This window comes from Geminicoccaceae bacterium (assembly GCA_020638465.1).
In the GTDB taxonomy this organism is placed as follows: domain Bacteria; phylum Pseudomonadota; class Alphaproteobacteria; order Geminicoccales; family Geminicoccaceae; genus JAGREO01.
Map to the genome: position 1 here is coordinate 609,053 of JACKIM010000001.1, position 19,395 is coordinate 628,447.

Annotated in this window: 17 protein-coding genes; 6 read left to right on the plus strand and 11 right to left on the minus strand. The window is 59.7% G+C overall.

All coding sequences use genetic code 11. The features are described from left to right. Nucleotides 1-52 precede the first annotated feature (52 nt). On the minus strand, nucleotides 53-1,477 hold the full coding sequence (locus tag H6851_02935; protein MCB9942569.1) for an amidase: 1,425 nt from the start codon (nucleotides 1,475-1,477) through the stop codon (nucleotides 53-55). Between the two features lie 188 nt (nucleotides 1,478-1,665). Here H6851_02935 and H6851_02940 point away from each other — a divergent pair, with 188 nt between their 5' ends. The 5 genes from H6851_02940 (at nucleotide 1,666) to H6851_02960 (ending at nucleotide 7,725) form a co-directional block, all read left to right on the plus strand. Next, nucleotides 1,666-2,106, plus strand: a complete 441-nt coding sequence (locus H6851_02940; protein MCB9942570.1) for a hypothetical protein — start codon at nucleotides 1,666-1,668, stop codon at nucleotides 2,104-2,106. Between the two features lie 142 nt (nucleotides 2,107-2,248). After that, nucleotides 2,249-4,144 (plus strand): sulfotransferase, encoded by a 1,896-nt coding sequence (locus tag H6851_02945; protein MCB9942571.1) that lies wholly within the window; start codon nucleotides 2,249-2,251, stop codon nucleotides 4,142-4,144. Nucleotides 4,145-4,236: 92 nt separating this feature from the next. Continuing rightward, the gene (locus H6851_02950) at nucleotides 4,237-5,973 is read left to right on the plus strand and encodes a methyl-accepting chemotaxis protein (protein ID MCB9942572.1); all 1,737 of its coding nucleotides are present in this window, start codon (nucleotides 4,237-4,239) and stop codon (nucleotides 5,971-5,973) included. Between the two features lie 211 nt (nucleotides 5,974-6,184). Then, nucleotides 6,185-6,346 carry a hypothetical protein gene (locus H6851_02955; GenBank protein MCB9942573.1) on the plus strand — a complete coding sequence of 54 codons (162 nt, stop codon included), beginning with the start codon at nucleotides 6,185-6,187 and terminating at the stop codon, nucleotides 6,344-6,346. 215 nt (nucleotides 6,347-6,561) lie between these two features. Further along, nucleotides 6,562-7,725 carry a pyridoxal phosphate-dependent aminotransferase gene (locus H6851_02960; GenBank protein ID MCB9942574.1) on the plus strand — a complete coding sequence of 388 codons (1,164 nt, stop codon included), beginning with the start codon at nucleotides 6,562-6,564 and terminating at the stop codon, nucleotides 7,723-7,725. A 179-nt stretch (nucleotides 7,726-7,904) separates the two neighbouring features. Here the strand turns inward: H6851_02960 and H6851_02965 are convergent, their stop codons facing one another. The 9 genes from H6851_02965 to H6851_03005 all read right to left on the minus strand — a co-directional run bounded on the left by H6851_02965 (nucleotide 7,905) and on the right by H6851_03005 (nucleotide 17,364). Continuing rightward, the gene (locus tag H6851_02965; GenBank protein MCB9942575.1) at nucleotides 7,905-8,711 is read right to left on the minus strand and encodes a HEAT repeat domain-containing protein; all 807 of its coding nucleotides are present in this window, start codon (nucleotides 8,709-8,711) and stop codon (nucleotides 7,905-7,907) included. 87 nt (nucleotides 8,712-8,798) lie between these two features. Then, nucleotides 8,799-9,740 (minus strand): GTPase Era, encoded by a 942-nt coding sequence (era, locus tag H6851_02970; GenBank protein MCB9942576.1) that lies wholly within the window; start codon nucleotides 9,738-9,740, stop codon nucleotides 8,799-8,801. Further along, on the minus strand, nucleotides 9,737-10,438 hold the full coding sequence (rnc, locus tag H6851_02975; GenBank protein MCB9942577.1) for a ribonuclease III: 702 nt from the start codon (nucleotides 10,436-10,438) through the stop codon (nucleotides 9,737-9,739). The genes era and rnc overlap by 4 nt, the downstream gene beginning before the upstream one ends. A 2-nt stretch (nucleotides 10,439-10,440) precedes the next feature. Continuing rightward, the gene (gene lepB, locus H6851_02980; protein ID MCB9942578.1) at nucleotides 10,441-11,175 is read right to left on the minus strand and encodes a signal peptidase I; all 735 of its coding nucleotides are present in this window, start codon (nucleotides 11,173-11,175) and stop codon (nucleotides 10,441-10,443) included. Nucleotides 11,176-11,628: 453 nt separating this feature from the next. Further along, on the minus strand, nucleotides 11,629-13,389 hold the full coding sequence (locus H6851_02985) for an iron ABC transporter permease (protein MCB9942579.1): 1,761 nt from the start codon (nucleotides 13,387-13,389) through the stop codon (nucleotides 11,629-11,631). A gap of 8 nt (nucleotides 13,390-13,397) precedes the next feature. Further along, the gene (locus H6851_02990) at nucleotides 13,398-14,483 is read right to left on the minus strand and encodes an ABC transporter ATP-binding protein (GenBank protein ID MCB9942580.1); all 1,086 of its coding nucleotides are present in this window, start codon (nucleotides 14,481-14,483) and stop codon (nucleotides 13,398-13,400) included. 42 nt (nucleotides 14,484-14,525) lie between these two features. After that, nucleotides 14,526-15,320: an aldolase gene (locus tag H6851_02995; protein ID MCB9942581.1), complete on the minus strand. Its 795-nt coding sequence runs from the start codon at nucleotides 15,318-15,320 to the stop codon at nucleotides 14,526-14,528. Nucleotides 15,321-15,466: 146 nt separating this feature from the next. Next, entirely contained in the window at nucleotides 15,467-16,570 is a 1,104-nt protein-coding gene (locus H6851_03000) for a hypothetical protein (protein MCB9942582.1), read from the minus strand. 92 nt (nucleotides 16,571-16,662) lie between these two features. Further along, a complete protein-coding gene (locus tag H6851_03005) occupies nucleotides 16,663-17,364 on the minus strand; it encodes a 2,4-dihydroxyhept-2-ene-1,7-dioic acid aldolase (protein MCB9942583.1) in 702 nt (233 codons plus the stop codon). Between the two features lie 266 nt (nucleotides 17,365-17,630). On the opposite strand from H6851_03005, the gene H6851_03010 reads away from it, so the two are divergent. Beyond that, entirely contained in the window at nucleotides 17,631-18,572 is a 942-nt protein-coding gene (locus H6851_03010) for a LysR family transcriptional regulator (GenBank protein ID MCB9942584.1), read from the plus strand. Nucleotides 18,573-18,722: 150 nt separating this feature from the next. On the opposite strand, the gene H6851_03015 is transcribed toward H6851_03010, so the two are convergent. Beyond that, nucleotides 18,723-19,394 carry an RraA family protein gene (locus tag H6851_03015; GenBank protein ID MCB9942585.1) on the minus strand — a complete coding sequence of 224 codons (672 nt, stop codon included), beginning with the start codon at nucleotides 19,392-19,394 and terminating at the stop codon, nucleotides 18,723-18,725. Nucleotide 19,395 lies beyond the last annotated feature (1 nt).

Genomic DNA, 19,395 nt, shown 5'->3' on the forward strand with positions numbered 1-19,395 from the left:
AACACATCTGCAGAACGGAAAATTCCACCGCACAAGAAAATCACACGGCTCGTCAGACCGGCGCATGACGATGTTTCCACGGCCGGGCTTCCTCCAGCCGCGCCGCCAGGCTCACCAGCAAGTCATCTCCGCCAAGACGCGTGCCCAGCATTACGCCAATGGGAAGACCGCCGCCATTCCAATGCAGCGGCAGGCTGATCGACGGCAGGCCGGTCATGTTGGAAATCTGCGTCAATGGCACCTGGGCCATCTGGCGTTCGACATAGACATCGAGATCGTCCATGTCCTGATCGAGCCAGCCCAGCCTTGCCGGCGGCAGACCCAGGGTTGGCGACAGCAGCAGGTCGTAACTCTGGAAAAAGCGGCCAAGCGTGCGGGCGGCACGCTGGATGATCTGCAAGGCACCGACCAGCCGGGCAGCCGGCAGCCCGAACCCCCGCTCCATCATGAGAAGGGTGCAGCGCTCGACATTCTCCTCGTTGACCGGATGGCCGGTCATCTTCGACCAGGTCGGCAGGTCATTGGCGACATTGGCGCAGACCACGACCATCATCGCATCGCGAAGGGCGGCGGCATCGAGCTTCGGACAGGCTTCCTCGACATGATGGCCCATCTCCTCCAGCGCCTTCGCCGCGACCAGCGTCGCCTCGCGGCAATCGTCATGCACCGGCTGCCCCGAAGGCGTGTCGAGCATCAACGCCACGCGCAGCCCCATGGGCTCGATTTCCAGCGCCTCGCTGAAGGTCACCGGCGAAGGAGGGCAGGCATAGATGTCGCCCGGTTCCGGACCGCTCAGCGCGTCCAGCATCAAGGCTGTATCGCGAACCGAGCGACTGATGACATGGCCGCAGGCGAGACCGTTCCAGCCCTCGCCGAGATCGGGGCCCGTGGGATTGCGCTGGCGGCTCGGCTTGAGGCCCACGAGGCCGCAGCACGACGCGGGAATGCGGATCGATCCCCCGCCATCCGTGGCGTGCGCCATGGGGACGATCCCGGCCGCCACTGCCGCTGCCGAACCGCCCGACGAGCCTCCGGCCATGTATTCGCGATTCCAGGGATTGCGGGTGGGACCGTGCAGTTTCGGTTCGGTGGTAACGTTGAGGCCGAATTCGGGCGCATTGGTCTTGCCGAAGATCACGACGCCTGCCTGCCTCATGCGCGCGATCAGCGTACTCTCGTGGGGTGCCACAAAGGATCCGACCAGCCGGCTGCCATTGCTGATGGCCGTCCCCCCCAAAAAGGCATAAAGGTCCTTGAGCAGGAACGGGACGCCGCTGAACCGCCCCACGGGCAACACATCGGCAAGAGTCCGGCGCGCGAAGGGCTCGTCGTCGATCGTGATGGTGTTGAGATCGCCGTCAACCTCATCGCGACGGGCAAGCGCCAGATCCAGCAACTCGACCGGCTTGACGTCCCCGCGGGCCACGAGCGAAGCCAGTCCGACCGCATCCTCCCTGCGGTATTCCTCGAAATTCATGCCCATCCTCCCTCGACAGACCAGCGCACTCCTTACCAGCGCCCGTCAATTTTGGCGACATCCATGTCGCTGCGGGGAAAACGGGTTCCATGTTTCCGGGATCTGCCTGACCAGCGTCAACACGATGTTAACCTTGATGGGCTATTCCTCGGGACGATCAAATCACGCTTTCAGGGGCTTTGGCAGACATGGCACATTTTGCAAGTCTCGTGGGTCGCGGTGTCGGACTGGTCGAGATCTTCCTCAACCCGCACGGTCGCGAGTGGTACGAGTTGCAGCGCTATGCCGACCCGATCGACGGTCTGCGCGGCTATCTCATCGACGGCGATCTCTATCTGTGGGGTTCACTGCCGCTGCATCGTGACGTGCACCCCCTGTTGCGGGAGGTCATTCACCTCCCGGAAGGGACGTGGTTCGGCATACAGGTCAACCGGCGTCTTGCCCGTTGCCTCGTCTCGGAGGTCGTGGACCGCCACGGCCAGCCGGTCGATGTGCCATCCGCCGAAGCCGTCCTGAGACGATCAAAGCCGCTCACCTCGCTCCTCGGCGAGGGTTTCACCATAGCCCGCATGGCCAGCCAGCTTGTTCCCGACTTCGAGGTGGATGGATGCCTTCCAGCCGACGGCTGACCGGGATGTCATTCGCCATTGTCGCAACAGTGCCGGAGTTTTCCTGATGTCAAAACTCTCCTTGAAAAGAAAGTCCAGCGAACGACGGCGCAATCGCGACAAGCAGGTATCCGTGGACTGCCGCCTCCCATCGGACGCCGGGATGACCAGCCAACGCTTCGACCGGGAATCGCGCGAACTTCTGGACCTGTTCGCCCGGCGTCGTTTTGACGATGCCATCGAACATGGGAATCGCTTCATCGAACGCTGGCCCGACCAGGCCTTCGGCTACAAGGTCACCGGAGTTTCATGCCACGAACTCAAACGTCATGCCGAAGCCCGCGACCGGCTCTTGAAAGCGCTTGAGCTCAAGCCCGAGGATGGCGAAACCCTGCTCAATCTCGGCGTCGTTCTTTTCAGCCTCGACGAACTCGCACCCGCCAAGGAGATATTGCTGCGGGCACAAAAGCTGTATCCGGAAGATGGGAATGTCTATTCGCGACTGGGCTTCATCTATTTCAGGGAAGGACAATACCAGATCGCCCGCCATCTCCTTGAAAAGGCGATAGCCTTCGATCCTCAACGCAGCGAGGCCCACAAGACACTGGGGGACACGCTGATGGAACTGGGCGAAACGGATCTCGCCATCTTCCATCTCGAACGCTCGCTCGAACTGAGGCCGAACTTCGTTCTGGCGATGATCAACCTTGCCATCCTGTACGACAACAATGGCTCACCCCATCGCGCGATAGAACTTCTCGAAAAAGTCATCGAGCTCAATCCCGACAACTCCGCAGCCATCTCAAATCTCGGTACTTCCCTGATACGGTCGGGCCGGTTCGAAGAGGCGATGGATTTTTTCCGCCATGTCCAATCCATCGATGCCGACCATCCGGAAGCCTTCCGGCAACTGGCCATCGGGCGCCAGTACGGTGCCGATGACGCGATGGTCAGGCACATGGCGGAAAGGTTCGAAGACGAACGGCTGCCGATCGCGGATCGCGTCCTGATCGGCTTCGGCCTCGGCACCATTTTCGATCGGGCCGCTCGCCACGAGGAAGCGTTCTCGGCCTATTCGCGCGCCAACACGCTGCACCGCTCGACACTCGATTACGATATCGGTCGGGAGATCGCGACGGTAACCCGCATCATGGAAACCTGCGACACCGGATACTTTGCCGGTCTCGGCCATATCGATGTCGACGTGTGTCAGGAATCGCCCATCTTCATCATCGGTTCGCCACGCTCGGGCAGCACGCTGGTCGAACAGATCATTTCCGCGCATCCCGACGTTGCCGGCGCGGGCGAGGTTCCCTTCATGCGCCAGATCTCCGACCGGCTCTGCAACGAAGCGCTCAAGCCGTTCCCCGAACCGTTGCTGATGTTCAAGAGCGACACGGCCGCCATTCTCGGCCGCGACTACATGAAGAAGCTGCGTGACCGGGCAGGCACGGAGGCAAATCGATTCACTGACAAATTGCTGTACAATTTCCTGTTCATCGGCCTGATCCAGCGCATTCTCCCCAGGGCGAAGATCATACATGTGAAGAGAAATCCCCTGGACAGCTGCCTGTCCATGTATTTCCTCAAATTTGCCATCGGGCAAAACTATTCCTACGATCTTACGGAGCTCGGCCAATATTATCGACTCTACCAGAAATTGATGAATCACTGGCACGAAGTCCTGCCGGGCCGGATCCATGAAATCAGCTACGAAAACCTCGTTGCCGATATCGAAGGCACGACACGTTCACTTCTCGATCACTGCGAGATTCCGTTCCATCCTGCCTGTCTCGATTTTCACAAGAACAAGCGACAGGTGATCACGGCCAGCAATGCGCAGGTGCGGGAAAAGCTCTTTACCCGATCGATCTCCCGCTCCGACCCGTACCTTCCATGGCTCGGCCCGCTGATCGACGCCCTCGACCGCTCTCCCCTGCCCGCCTCTTCAAGGACTGGCAGCGCTCCGGCCGACCCGCAGTCATCGCCGCAAGCCGGCGGATCCAACCCGCCAAGCCGGATGGAGCATCACGATCAGACAAGATCCCCGGCAGGATAAATCCTTTATTAAGGATTTGCGGCTATTGATTGGCCGGTTGGCCTCGCACGATGCACGCTTCCTCAGCCCAATACCACGGGAACGAATCGATCATGTTCTTCTCACGCTTCTCGATCGCACAGTCGTTCAATGTCCTGGCGGTTACGGGAACCGCCGTAGTGCTGGCACTGGGGGCCAGCCTGTTCTTCTTCAGCGTCTCGGAAAAGGAAGCCAACCAGGCCGAGCAGAACCGCTATCAATCGATGCTGCTGGCCGACGAACTTCGCCAGAGTTCCGATGACCTGACGAGGCTGGGACGGACCTACGTCGTCACGAAAGATCCGAGCTTCAAGCGGCAATACATGGATGTCCTGGCCATTCGGGATGGCAAGAAGCCGCGTCCGAAGGACTACAACCGGATCTACTGGGACTTCGTTTCGGCCGGCATTGCCCAGCCGAACCCGCCGACCGTGGCCGTTCCGTTGCTCGAACTGATGCGCAAGGCCGGTTTTACCCAGGCTGAATTCGACAAGCTGGAACAGGCCAAGGCCAATTCCGACGGGTTGGTCAACCTCGAGGTCGAGGCCATGAACCTGGTCGAGGGTCGCGACAAGAACGGCAACCCGATCGCCAGCCCGGACCATGACCGTGCGATCCAGCTGCTGCATTCGCCGGAGTACCACAAGTACAAGGCGGATATCATGGTCCATGTCGACGAGTTCCTTGAAATGCTCGACAAGAGGACCGAAGCTGAAGTGCAGGCCTCGGTGACGAGGGCGAATGTCTTCTATTATATGACCCTGGGTTTCAGTGCGGCGCTGGCGCTGGTTCTCCTCTCCATGGCAATGCTGTTCCGCAATCGCGCCATCAAGGGCTGGGCAGAAGTCCAGACCGCCATTGCCGCCATGGCCCAGGGCAACAAGAACATGGCCATTCCCGGTCTCGACCGGATGGACGAAATCGGCGACATGGCCCGCGCCATCGAGCAATCGCGCTCGGAAACCCGGATCATCATCGACAGGGTCGCCAATGACATCCAGAGCCGCCTCGGGGAAGTGGTCGGAATGATTACCGAGGCATCACGCGCCATTCAGACCGACTCCAGCGAGGTGCAGGAGCGCAGCAATGATGCGTCCAACCAGACGCAAAAGGCCCTGGACGTCATGCGCTCAACCGACTCCCAGGTACAGGCGGTAGCCGCCGCTGCCGAAGAAATGCTGGCCTCGGTCAACGAAATCAGTCAGCAGTTGGGCCGTGCCCAGAGCTTCTCGCAGGAGACGGTGTCGCAGACCGAGCACACCGACCACACGGTAGCCGAACTTGCGGACGCCGCCGACCGCATCGGCCAGGTTGTCCAGCTGATTTCCGAAATCGCCGAGCAGACCAACCTGCTGGCCCTCAACGCCACGATCGAAGCTGCCCGGGCAGGAGAAGCCGGCAAGGGCTTTGCCGTGGTCGCGCAGGAGGTCAAGACACTCGCGGCGCAAACGGCCAGTGCTACCGCCGAAATCAGCGGCCAGATCTCCGGCATCCAGAATGTCAGCGGCAAGGCCGTCGACGCGATCAAGGAGATCCGCAGATCAATCGAGCGCATTGACGATGCGACCAACTGCGTTGCCGTCGCCGTGCAGCAACAGAGCTCTGCCACCGAGGAAATTTCGCGCAACTGCCACGCCACCGCAAACGGTACGCGCGACGTGATGAACCACGTCGATGAGGTTGGCCAGGTTCAGCAGAATGTCTATGCAGCGAGCGAGCGGTTGCAGGCACTCAGCGACAATCTTGCCCGTCAGGCAAGCAGCCTCTCGTCAAATGTCCATGAAATCGTCGATGACCTTCGCTCCGCCTGACCGGATGCCCGTCCCGCCACTCCGGAGGTCTGGCCTGCAAGTGCGCAGCAGCACGATCACAGACCTCCGGCAAAGTCACTGAATGCTCAACTTACAGGTTGAAAAACAACGCCTCGCCGGCCAAGGAGTGCATGCCCTCACTTCATCAGGTCTTTCTCCTGGCCCGATATGAGCCGAATGGCTTCTTGTTTGACGTGGAAGATCAACAATCGTGAACAATACCAATCATGAGAATGCCATCCCCTCCTCCAGCCTGCCGGCCGAGAACAGGGGGGAAGAGGTCGAGACCTTTGGCGCCGCGGGCCCCATCCTGGTGTTCATTTTCGTGCTCTGGGGACTGACCATGGCAGCCGCAGCGACAGCCATCCCCTGAGGTCGTCAGCGACACCGGAACGCTGTCGGCGCATGCTTCATCCGATGGCCTGCCCGATCGCGACAAACCGGTACGGTCCGTCATTCATCGCTGGCCAACGACAGGGCCGGATGGCATCATCCTCCTCGCTTGGCGGGGAGAGCCTGAATGCAGGCCGGCTGGTCCGCTTCTCCCGCCCGGACAGATGACTTCAAACGGGGGGGGGATAGTCGAACATGCAGATTTCTGCAGCCATGTCGCGTCTTGGCACGGAGAGCGCCTTTGAGGTTCTCGCTCGGGCCACACGGTTGATGCAACAGGGTAAGGACATCATCAACCTCGGGATAGGCCAGCCGGATTTCCCGACACCGGGCAATATCGTCGAGGCTGCCGTCAAGGCGCTGCGCGACGGGCATCACGGCTACACGCCCGCCAATGGCATTCTCCCTCTGCGCGAAGCGGTATCTGCCGACATGAAGGCCCGACGCGGGGTCGACATCCACCCGGACCGCATCGTCGTCGTTCCCGGTGGGAAGGTCACCATGGCCTTTGCCATGCTGATGTTCGGCGAGCCGGGCGCGGAAATCATGTACCCCGACCCGGGTTTTCCCATCTATCGTTCGATGATCCAGTTCACCGGCGCGAAAGCGGTACCGATCGCGCTGCACGAGACCAAGGGCTATGCCTTTTCCGCAGATGAACTGCTGGCCCAGATCACGGACCGCACCCGTCTCATCATCGTCAACAGCCCGGCCAATCCGACAGGCGGAGTGGTGCCGAAGGAAGAACTCGACAGGCTCGTTGCCGGCCTTGCCGCATTCCCGCAGGTGGCCGTCATGTCCGACGAGATCTACGCCCGCATGTGCTATGATGGCGTTCCGCACGCCTCGCTCACCACCTATCCCGAAATTGCCGACCGGCTCATCCTTCTTGATGGATGGTCCAAGACCTATGCCATGACGGGCTGGCGCATGGGCTGGGGGGTCTGGCCGGAAGAACTCGCCGAACAGGCCACGCGCCTTGCCATCAACTTCAATTCCTGTGTGAATGCCGCGTCGCAATGGGCGGGCATCGAGGCTCTCAACGGCCCCCAGGACATGGTCGAAGAAATGGTCAGGGCATTTGACCAGCGGCGCAAGGTCATCGTCCGCGAACTCAACGCGTTGCCCGGATTCTCATGCCCCAATCCGGGCGGTGCGTTCTACGCCTTCCCCAACATCACCGGGACTGGCCGGTCCTCGAGACAGATGCAGGACGGTCTTTTGAACGATGCCGGTGTGGCCATCATCTCCGGTACGAGTTTCGGTATCCATGGTGAAGGTTATGTACGCTTTTCCTATGCCAATTCCACGGAAGCCATCGAAGAAGCCTGTTCGCGCATCCGTCGCTGGCTCGAATGAAACACGTTCTGCACATGAGAAATCTGCGCAATGACACGGATATCCGTGGTATTCGGGAGATGATCTGTGCCTGCCGGCGCATCGTGACACACAGACAGGACGGAGACTGAACAGAAGGCCGCCCTGATTGTACAGGTTTGGCACGCCCTGGCGGGAAACATCGACGATACCGGACACGATCAGGAAGCCCGGTCGACCATCCGCTGCATGGCTTCCCTCACCGATTCTGCAGGTTCCTTGCGGATGGCTGCCTTCAGGTCGCCTTGTGCTTGCTCCCGCAACAGGCGTTCGAGGCCACGGGCTGCCTGCAGCCGCACGGAAGGCCGGGCATCGTGCAGGGCGTTTCGCATGGCCGACAACGCTTCGCTCCCCCCCATTCTCGAAAGCGCCACCAGTGCAAGCCGCCGCATTTCGGGGCGGGCTTCGGAGCTGGCCGACATTCGCGCAATCTCGCGGGTCGCCTCGGGTCCGCCCTGCCTGACCCGCAATCGCAACCGTTCCTTGAACGCTTCGTCATCCGGACCCGGTACATCGGCAACCAGAGGCGGTGCCACTACCATTGTTCCGGCCGACCGCCCCATAATACCACCTACACCGCTGCCATCTCCCGGACCGGCCTCGCGAACGATGATTTGCCGCGGCAGGCCTGTCGCCCCGTCATAGCGGATGATCAGGCTGTTTGGCCGCACCAGTTCGCGCAGAACAGCTCCAGGCTCACCCGACGGCACCGAGCTGGCAAGCACTTCGCCCGGGTCGCCATGAATGGTCAATCCGGACCCGAGCGTCAGGGCCACTTCGTCAAGAACATCGACCAACGCGCCGCTGGCATCATGTATCGACAGGCGCTTGCCATCCCAGTCGATTGCGGCGGCGTGACCGCATGCCGGCAGCAGACCGAACTGAACGCTCATCGCGAAAGCCAGCACCTTCGCGACCCACCGCCTTTCGGAAAAATCCATCGATTTCCCGTACAAACCAGACATCATGGACACAATCTCGCCCTGCCGTCTCCGGCATATCAAGACCGGCACGTCGATGACATGGTGCCGATCGCGAACTTCCTTGAACGGCAACTATCGCGGAAAGTCGAGCCCCATCTCCCGGTAACGTTCCCGGTCATCGGCCCAGTTTTCACGAACCTTGACGAACAGGAACAGGTGGACGCGTGCTCCAAGGATCGGTTCCAGCTCCTTTCGCGCCGCCTCGCCGATGGCCTTGATCTGACGCCCGCCCTTGCCAAGGATGATGCCCTTTTGCGTGGCCCGCTCGACATAGATCGTCTGGTCGATGCGGATCTGGCTGCCATCATCCGATTCCGCCCAAGCCTCCGTCTCGACAGTGGTGGCATAGGGCAGTTCCTGATGCAATTGCAGATAAAGCTGCTCACGAGTGATTTCGGCAGCCATCGCCCTGCTGGAAAGATCACTGAGCTGATCCTCGGGAAACAGCCAGGGACCCTGCGGCATGCGTTGCGCGATCCTTTCCGCCAGATCCCCGCACCCATCTCCATTCATGGCCGAAACCATGAAGGTTTCGTCGAAATCAAGTCGTTCATTCAGCTCCTTGACCAGCGGGAGCAGAACCGGCGGACGTACGAGATCCGTCTTGTTGATCACCAGCAGCCGCTGTTTGCGGCTGTCGGCGAGCCGCTCGAAAATCATCCCTTCCTCCTGCCGCAGGCCACGCTTGGCATCGACCAGCATGCAGACGAGATCGGCATCGGCCGCACCGCCCCAGGCAGCATCGACCATGGCCCTGTCCAGCCGCTTTTTCGGCAAGAACACCCCCGGCGTGTCGATGAACATGATCTGCGTGGTATCATGGATCGAAATGCCGATGATCCGCCGACGCGTGGTCTGCACCTTCGGTGAAACGATCGAAACCTTGGTCCCGACCAGCTGGTTCAGCAGCGTCGACTTGCCGACATTGGGAGCTCCGAGCAATGCGACAAAACCGGCCCGCGTCACCGCCGCACCGTCGGTGCCCTCACCCTTTTCATCCGAATCCAAAGTCATGAGTCCTCCAGGCGGCTGAGAAACTGCCGAGCCGCCGCCTTTTCGGCCTCGCGTTTGGAACTGCCCTCGCCTTCGACGCGACCGTGATCGCGAATCTCGACAGCGACCGTGAATACCGGTGCATGCGATGGCCCGCTGCTGCTCACCGCGCGATAGACCGGCAGGCCAAGCGCTCGGGCCTGTGCCCACTCCTGAAGGGCCGTCTTCGGGTCACGTGGCGGTTCCTTGAGCGCCTCCGCCCGGTGCCGCCAGTGATTTTCGACCAGTGGCCGCACCGCTTCGAGGCCACCATCGATGAAAACCGCCCCGATGATCGCTTCCATGGCATCGGCGAGAATCCCCGCCTTGTCGCGTCCGCCATTCTGACGCTCGCCCCGTGCCAGCGTCAATGCCACCCCAAGGTCCAGAGACTGGGCAACATCGGCCAGCGTCTGCTTGCGTACCAGCCGATCCTGTCGCTTGGACAAATCTCCCTCGGCGTCGTCGGGATAGGCGGCGATGAGCATCTCGGCAACCAGCAGCCCCAACACGCGATCGCCGAGAAACTCAAGTCTTTCGTTGGAGCGATTGAGACCGCGGCTGCCTGTTGCCGAAGCACTGGAGTGAGTGAGCGCCTCACGCAGCAGGCGACGGTTGGCGAAACGATACCCGATGGCGTTCTGGACCGCGGCAAGCGTATCCCCGTCCTTACCCGGCACGTTCAGTTTATGGGCTGGAAAAGACGATGGTAGCGAATGGCCCAGGGCCACTTCCACGGCTCCCAGAGCTTGGCGCTGCCATTGACCGAGAACAGCAGGAAATCGGCACGGCCGATGAGATTGATCAGGGGAACGAACCCCACATGGTCGACCCTGCTGTCGAGGGAATTGTCGCGGTTGTCACCCATCGCGAACACATGACCTTCCGGAACCTCGTAAACTCTCGTGTTATCCAAAGCCCCCAATGAGGTAAGATCCAGGATTTCATGGGTCTTGCCGTTCGGCAAGGTCTCCTCGTAGAGCGGATCCTCGGTGATGCGGCCCTTTTCATCATCCTTGAAGAGACCCAGGCGACGTACTTCGACGGGCTCGCCATTGATGTGCAGGATGCCGTTGATCATCTGCATCTTGTCACCCGGCAGACCGACGATGCGCTTGATGTAGTCGGTACTGTTGTCGGCCGGCAGCTTGAACACCGCGACGTCGCCGCGCTTGGGAAGGCTCCCGAACAACCGTCCCTTGAACAATGGCAGGCTGAAGGGCAGCGAGTAGCGGCTATAACCATAGGAAAACTTTGACACAAAGAGATAATCGCCAACCAGCAAGGTCGGCTTCATCGAGCCCGATGGAATGTTGAACGGTTCATACGCGAAAGTTCGCACGAAGAGCGCTATCGCAACCGCATAGATCAATGTGCGGGCGGTCTCCTTGAGACTGCTCGATTTACTTTCGGTCATGACTGCCTGCTCGCGCATGGAATCTCTGGTATCTCGCTTCTCGTATAATACCGCTGAACGGCACCGGGCCGGCGCACGAGCACTCAAACAGCACGTATCGCTGCGCACAGACCCTGGATTTCACCCCCCAACAATACCGGCCGCCATCCCCTGCCCGATAAAGCGGTCCATGGCAGGTTCTCGTGAACTTGACGGGCTGAATAGCGCCAGTTGTCACGCATCCCAAGGAAATTCGTTCTCTCACCGCTTGAAAAACGCGTTCCGGGAGTCCCTGAGGCCGCATCCGCCGGGCCTAGCCACCACAGGATCGGGAGCATTGTGACCTTCCCCCGGTGGCCCGGGCGCTCCCATTTCCACAGAATACACCTGAAAAATCGCCAATCGCGAGCCTTCCCGAAAATTACCCCCCTGCTTTGTGACGTTCTCCAGTTTTCCGGAGGTGTCCACCTGTCCTCAAAGTGCTCCGGCCTTGAACGCTACACGGCTGATCATGTTGGCAGCCAGTAGGAACAGCGCGATGATCGCTGTCTGAATAGTTGACATCGCCGCAACCAGCCCGACATCGCCCTGAATCCAAGCTTGCAAGATGGAAATGCTCATGACCTCCGCCCCGGGTGCGACCAAGAACAGTGCCATTGAGTACTCACGGATTATCTGCACGAAGACAAGAACATAGGCCGAGAACAGTGCGGGTATCATCAGCGGGAACAGAATGCACCGTGCAGTCGTCCACCAGTCCGCACCCATTATTCGCGAGCTTCGATCCAAGTCCTTTCCGATCTTGGTAATGTTCGGAAAGATCGTGCCCAGGGCGGTCGGCAGAAACTTGGCCGTGTAGGCGATGATGAAGATCACCAGCGTCGAACGCAGCGCGCCGACTCCGGGCACAAGGAGTATGGTGTACAGAAAAGCGATACCGCCGATCATGCCCGGAACAGCACGCGGAACCATTGCGAGATATTCCAGAAGGCGCCGGTACCGAAATTCTGAGCGGTAGCAGATCAGCGCGGTGACGGCCGCGAATCCAACGACGATCAGCCCGCCACCGCTGGCAAGAACCACGCTGTTGGTGACGGCCCGGCGGAACCGTTCCGACCCGGCGACGAACTCGAAATTCTCCAACGACAGGACTTCCCAAACGGGAATGAGCGGCGTCAGGACCGTCACAAAGGCGCGCACAAAAATGCCGAGCATTGGTACCGCCAAAAAGACCAGGCCGTAGCCGCCGACGACAAGGAAAACGACCCAACGGAACCGGCCGAGATCGAACAGGCCTTGGCGCGATGCCTTGCCCGTGACGCTGGTGTAACGGTTGGTGTCGCCGATCACATAAGTTTGCAGGTACAGCAGAAGTGCGACAATTGTCAGGAACATCAGTGCAGCGGATGCAGCTACACCATAATCCGCCCCGACTTGGCCGTAGACCATCTTGTACAATAGCGGCATGAGCAACTGGATACCTGCCGGTTCACCTAAGATCAGCGGGACCGAAAGCGACTCCAGCGAGTTGGTAAAGTTGATCATGCCGCTGAACGTGATGGCGGGTAGCAGTAGCGGTATCGTGATGCGCCACACGATCCGCATCGGCGAGGCCCCGCAACTGCGCGCAGCCTCTTCCATGCTGGGATCGGCCAGTGCTACAGCACCGCGGCAGAACAGAAATGTAATCGGTGCATGCATCACACCACCGACCAACGCCATACCAAGCATCGATTCCAGTACCCATGGCTCGAAACCCAGGGCGTTCCGGACCAACGCCGTTGCATAGCCGGCCGGGCCGTAGACGACCTCCCATCCGAACACCAAAACCGGCGGCGACAGGAACAGCGGTGTAAGGACCGTGGCTGCGATCAGCCCCTTGAACGGCATGTTGGTGCGCGCAAGGCAGATCGCCTGCAACGCGCCCACAACCTGGCTGACAATGGTGGAAAGAACCGCGAATATCAGGCTGTTCAGCGCCGCTCCCCGAAATTCGTCGCTGGTAAGAACGTTGTAGTAGTTCGCCAACGTGAACTGCTCGCCCACGTCATAAAGCGGCTTGTCGGTAAAGGACTGGTAGATCAGCGGTATGAAAGGGCCACCAATAATGAGAAGCACGATGGCCGCGACAAGCCAATAAATAATCTTGGTGCGTCGTGATCTAAGCGTGCCGTGCCTGCTCAGGCCCGCAGACAAGTCCTCCGTGCTACGGCTGAAGGCGAGGGTATCAGACATTATTAGGTCTACCTGTCTTCGAAGACGCTGGAGGCCGATCTTGGGATCCACAGACGGACCGCACCAAGGTCTATGTCGTCTTGCGTCTCGACCTTGATTTCCGTACCCCTCAAATCGACACCATACTGGATGCAGGAGCCGCAATAGGTCCGGGATACGACCCGTGCATCAATCTCGCTGCCACCCTCGGGCGCCTCTTCACCGGTTTCCAACAGCTTCAGGCGCTCGGGGCGCAGTGCGACCGTGACCGCCGAGCCATTCGTGACGGAGACATGCGGCTTCACTTTTATTGCCACCCCGTCAGCAAGGCGTACTTCCGCGCTGTCATCGCCATTGCCACGGACGAGTGTACCCTTCAGGAAACTGCTGGTACCGATGAAATCAGCCACTTCGGGCGATGCAGGATTATTGTAGATCTCGGGCGGTGTGCCGATCTGCGCGATCCGGCCATGGCTCATGACCGCGATCCGGTCACTCAGGGCCAGAGCCTCGACCTGGTCATGGGTGACATAGATAGTCGAGATCTTCACCAGGTCATGCATCTGGCGCAGCCATAACCGCGCCCGCTCGCGCAGTTTCGCGTCCAAGTTCGAAAGCGGCTCATCCAGCAACAGAAGTGCCGGGCGGTATACGAGCGTCCGTGCCAAAGCGACCCGTTGCTGCTGTCCGCCGGATAGCTGGTGCGGATATCGATCAGCCATTCCGTTGAGTTCGACCAGCGAAAGTACCTCGTCGACGCGGCTGCGGATCTCATTTTTCTTGAGTTTTCGCAGCGCCAAAGGGAAGGCAACGTTCTTCGCCACCGTCATGTGTGGCCACAGCGCGTAGGACTGGAACACCAGGCCGCAGTTGCGATACTCTGGCAATAGGTACTGGCGCTGCGCGCTGTCGAAAAACACGGTCTCGCCCGAAACGATTCGACCCGACGTTGGCTCGGTCAACCCTGCCACGGCGGCAAGCGTCGTGGATTTCCCACAGCCGCTGGGCCCAAGCAGGGTCAGGAATTCCCCGTCTGCCACTTCGAACGAGATGTCATCGATCGCGTTCAAGGCTCCGTATGTCTTGGTCAGATTCTCGACAATCAGTCCTGCCACTGGCGCTCATCCCTTTCGCCGGCCCTTCGGTCGTCCAGACGTTCAACCCATCTCTATGTCCAGGTGACTTATCCGACGCTTTATCTCGTTTACCGATGATTTCATTCCATTCAGCAGGACACGCTCGTCTCCCGTCACCGTCACCATCCTCGCGCCGAGCTCGATGTTCCTCGCCACCATTGCTGGATCGTATTCACCACCAAGACGGATTGCCTTGCCGTGCCTGCGTGCCGCCGCGATGATCCGGGAATAGACGTCGAGAATCCGCGGGTCATCCCCGTTATTCTCGATACCCATGTCCGCCGACAGGTCGTTCGTCCCGACGACAAGAACATCCACACCCTCGACCGCCGCAATCTCGTCTATGTTGGCCAAGGCCTCTGTCGACTCGATCATGACGGCGAGCAATATCAACTCGTTAAGCCGCCGGAACTTCTCGTCCGACGGCAATGCTTCCCATCGTGTCAGCACGCCGCCCCCATCTGAGCGGGCGCCCAAAGGCGGTACCCGATAGCAGCGCACAGCCGTCTCCGCCTGCGCGCGTGTGTGAATGTGCGGCACGATGATGCCCTGCGCTCCCGCGTCCAGAAGGCGGCAGCCAATCTCCGCTGACTGCCCTGGTACCCGTACAACCGAGGAAATCCCCTCGCCCATGCAGGCAACACAGAACTGCGCGGCCACCTGGAGGTCCATGGTGCTGTGTTCGAGATCGATATGCAGGAAGTGATAACCGAATGTCGCCGCCGCCCGCACAATAGCGATATTGCGCGTCTCGCGAATCTGGAATCCGAAGGCAACCTTGTTCGCGGTTAATCTTTCCTTGAGGACATTCTTCATGTCTTGGCTGCTCGTTAAGTCCCATTGGCAATCGTGAGTAACCGAGGGCGCCCGAAGTCACTTCGGCCATACCCGCAGCCCCTGGGCGTTGCCGCCTGAACAAGCGAGCAACACCCATGAAATCGCCCTTGGACGCTACCTGCCGGTCATGCCTGCAGCGCCTTCTTGAATCGCTCCCGGAAAACGGCCATGCCTTCCTCAAGGTCAGCCTTGTAGTCGACGACTACGATATTCTCGGGTCCAACCGCTTGCTCGATGTCGTTGAGAGTGACGGCATCCTCGGCCATCGTTTCTGGTGGCAGGTCAGACCGGACTGACAGCTTGCCAGCGAAGGTATTCGCGGCCTGCCCTTCCTTCGTCATCATGTAGTCCAGCAACAGGCGCGACGTGTTCGGCGTCGTGGTGGCTACGGGAATACCGGCAAATCTTCCACCGACCGCCTGACCGTCATGGTGGAACCCCCAGTCGTAGAGCGAGGCCCGCGCCGGGTCGCGCATGGTCATAAGACAGGTCGACAGCGGCATGGCAAGGCACAGCAGATAGGTGCCGGACATGATTCCTTCGACCATCGCCGAACTCCCCTCAAGGAACTTCATCTTTGGCGCGATCACGTCCATCCAGTCCCAGAACTGCGGTCCATGATGCAGTTCCAGCAGATGGAAGATCAAGTTGCGCGAGGCGACTGTATGCGGCGGATATCCGACGATCTTGCCGTCGAAGACATCTGGATTGGCCGCAACCTTGTTCGCCATATCCTCAAGGCCGGTGGGAACCAGTTCGGGCGGCAGCAGACGCTTGTTCCATCCCATCACCTCGGCATCGAGCGCATTTGCATAGACCCCGGGCCGGGACTTCGCGATGCTGGGTAGCACGTCGTGATCGGTGACCTGGAAGTCGATGAACTGATTGCGGCCATAAAGGTCCTCGACGGTAACCGCAGCCGTTGGCTGAAGGAAGTCGCCCGACTTCGCACCCGCAGAAGTCTCAATCAGGTACCGCTCGAGAATCTCGTTGCCGCCCAGGTCGAGATAATCGAACTCGGTCCAAGGGTACTTTTCTTTAAACGGATCAAGAATATATGGCCAGAATTCCTCGCCCCAGTTCGAATAGATCGTCATGCGGCCTTCGGCCTTCGATGCCTCGACCAGTGCATCGATGTCCTGTGCCAAGGCCGCCCGCGAGAACGCCGTGCCCATGGTCGCCAAACCGGCCATGCCGGCGACCGATGCCATCAACTCTCGTCTGTTCATGTCTTCCTCCCTCTACATTTTGCCATGCGGGATCCGATACGGCAGCCTGACTTCCCTTGGCCAGACTGCTCAATCCAGGACCACCCGCATTCTCAACTGGAAAGCGCCCGATCGAAGCTGGCAAATCCCGCCCGCAACATCGGATCCGCATGCAGGTACAGGAACTGTGCGCCAGCCTTGTTGTAGTGCCGCGCGTTATCTTCGCGCACCAGGGTGCCAGCGATCTTGCCGCGCGCCGCAATTCGGCCGATGGTCTCGGTAATTACCTCCTTGACGCCGCAGTTCCAATCCTCGTTGCCGCGCGGTGGCGGCAGCCCCATGGACTTGGTGAGGTCCGAAGGGCCGAGAAAGAAGACATCTATCCCCTCAACGTCCAACATCGCGTCAAGCTTGTTCCGGGCGGTGTCGACGTTCTCGATCATGCAGATCACGAGGGTTGAATGCTTGTCATGCGAACTCGCATATTGCACCGCGTCGACGATGGCCCGCGCTTCGTCGGCGTCATCGACCATGGGCACCATGACCCCGTCGGCACCGCAGTTGATGTAGCGGATGATCAACGAACGGTCATGACTCCGCGGACGGACGATGACATCGCCACCCGCCGCGCGCACAGCGGCCTGCGTCATACGGACATCCTCGAAGCTCCAGGATCCGTGCTCGCAATCCACGAACACAGCATCAGCGCCATGGCCTATCAAACGGGCGGCGAGACTGTAGGATGAATCGTGGGGGTTTATCATCTTTATCACTTCGCCGGCTTCAAGCCGGGCGCGCAGGCGGGTTCCACTCATGCGTCTAACCTTTTGTCTTGCCCGATCGGATTTGGAACGGAGTCCCGCGCAGCGCAACGCAACTGTGTGCAGGCGGTCTTGCCGCCGTACCCGAGTTCCCAAGAACGGTCACACCCGGCGGCAACGAATTCCCACAAGAATGGCTCGAAGTGCAGAGTCATCGACACCTTCCAAGTCGGCTATCACGGCTCTTCCAACCACAGCCCGATTAATATAACAAATACACAATACTAATCCTTCCCATAAAACCAATTGATAGGCAGGACATGCTGGACCTTCGGCGGCTTCAGTATTTTCTCACAATAGCCAGAGAGCAGTCCCTAACCCGGGCCGCCCGGGAGCTGGGTATCGCGCAACCGGCGCTCAGCTATCATCTGACGCAAATCGAAACAGCGTTTGGAGTGAAATTGGTCGAGCGACATGCTCGCGGGGTCGTCGTGACTGAAGCCGGAGCCATGCTACAGGCAGAGGCGCAACGGATCATTCGTGCTGTGAAGGAGACCGAAGCTAAACTCCTGGAACAAGCCGATGTCCCCACCGGAGAAATTGTCATAGGAATTGCGAGCACACTTACCGGTGTTTTCTTGTCGCCCTTGCTCAAGGTAGCAACAACCGACCTGCCAAGAGTGAAGATCCATCTCCAGGAAGGCACTACCCAATCCCTGGCTCACGGACTGCGCGAAAACAGGATCGACCTGGCTATCAGCATGTCCAGTGTCGGTTCATCATCGGCACAACCGCTTGCCGACGAGGCGCTTTGCTTGATCAGCAATCGCGAGAATGCGCCCGGTTGCGCCGAAATCTCGCTGGCCGACGCGCTGGAACTGCCGCTCATCCTCTCCACACCGCGTCACCACGTCATGCGTTCGATTGTCGATGGCGCAGCTTCGCGGTTGGGAATCGAAGCAAATGTCGTACTCGAGATCGACGGAACATTCATGACTCGTTCAGCCATTTTGGACGGCTACGGGCACACGATCATGGGACGCGCATTCACTGAGAAGGACTTCTCCGAAGGTTTATGTTCAACCCCGATTGTGAACCCAACCTTGTACCGAAGATTAATCCTTCACCGCTCCGACGCCGTCGTCAATCCAATCGCCATGTCTCGTGTAAGCGAAACCATCAAGACAGTTGCCATGCAACTTATAGAGGATGGTGTGTGGGAGAAAATCCATACAACTGGAACTATGCTTGATTCGAGATGACGGCGTATTCCAAGAGGAATCTTGGTTGGCCGCCACGCCTATAGCCATGCCGTCGCTGAACTTAATTCTGGCGTATTACAGCGAGTTGGTCCTGGACATCCCCTCTCGCGAGTTTGCGAAAGGGGACCAATCGACTGAAAGGGGGACTTTCTACGGAAAGATGCAGCCCCGGGCGCGCAGCGTGTTTATTACCCACTCCCGGTTCAGGCGCCCTTCCGCGATCGCCTGGCGTGTAGCGCCTTCCTGTGCGGACTTCGCCTCGGCTTCCTGACAGACGGCCTCCGCCCCATCTAAGGGGATACAAAGAACACCATCGTCGTCGCCGACAATAATGTCTCCCGGCTCGACAACCATGCCGTCTATCGAGATCTTGCAGTTAATCTCACCCGGCCCATCCTTATAGGGGCCACGATGGGTGACGCCCGCTGCGAAAACCGGCAGTCGGCCAGCGCGGATGACCGCCGCGTCCCGGATCGCCCCGTTTAGCACAAATCCGCTGATCCCTCGGGTTTCCGCGTAGGCGGCCATCATCTCTCCGATCAGAGAATTGGTGACATCGCCACCGGCGTCGACCACGATGACGTCACCTGGTCCGGCAATGTCCATGGCGTGATGGATCATCAGGTTGTCGCCCGGTCGGGCCTTGACCGTCACCGCGACACCAGCCAGAGGCGTCCCGTCATGCATGGGGCGCAGCCGGGACCCACCTGCCGTCATACGAGACATGACATCGCTGATGTTCGCCACGGGAATGGCACCGAACCTGTCGATAAGCTCCTGAGGCGCCTGTCTTTGCCGCATGTGAATCTGGAAGCCGTACATC